General features: G+C 44.2%; 1 pseudogene. It reads left to right on the top strand.

Features of this window, described 5'->3' with window-relative positions:
* Positions 1–369, top strand: a pseudogene (locus tag E5329_RS32955) (transposase); the annotation flags it as partial.
* Between the last annotated feature and the right edge of the window lie 396 nt (positions 370–765).

The raw sequence follows: 765 nt of genomic DNA, 5'->3' as shown, positions 1-765 counted from the left end.
TGATAAATACGATGGCGACTTTGTCACTTTCCATGATAATCGACACGAAGATGACTCCTATGTGGAAGAAACGCTTCCTGTTATGGAATTCATTGACTCCTGATCCGCCATATCCCCGAAAAGCATTACAAAATGATCCGTTATGGCGGCATTTATGCAAGGCGTCGGGAGATTGACAAAAAAACTCCACAGAGCCATCTCCCGTGAAAAACATTCTATTTACAGAAGTTTTAACCAATGGCGCACCGCCATCCTTTCTTTTTTGGTTATGACCCTTTAAAATGTGAATGTGGCACGGCCATGCTGTTTTTAGAACTTTACTTTAACCATAAACGTGTTTCTCTGGAAGTTTTCTTTGCGTCTCAATAGGTCAGAATTTCCTATAAAGTGAAAAAAGCCCCGGCGCTCTGTGTGTGTCGCCAGAGCAAAGCGATGTATGACAAAAAAGCCGCGCAGTAGCTGAGTGTTCGTCTGTTACTGCACGGCTTGTGATTTCGATATTCGGTTTTTTCGTGGTGTATGCCAGAGCAGGCCATCTTTTCTACATTTTTTTGTCGGAGTTTTGACAGATAATCGGGCATTTCCCCTGTTTTTCTCGGTGTTTTCCTCTACGTCTATTCGTCCGGTCGTCAGATGACGGGCGGGAAGGTGAGAGCAACAGCATTGTAAACCAGAAAGAATATCTGATGAAATACGCCAAAGAGCACGGATTCCCTAACCCGAAATTCTACGTGGACGACGGCTATACGGGTACGAATTTTGACC

It is taken from the genome of Petralouisia muris (assembly GCF_004793545.1).
In the GTDB taxonomy this organism is placed as follows: domain Bacteria; phylum Bacillota; class Clostridia; order Lachnospirales; family Lachnospiraceae; genus Petralouisia; species Petralouisia muris.
The sequence above is the reverse complement of the archived record's forward strand: the minus strand, read 5'-3'. Positions and strand labels throughout refer to the sequence as shown.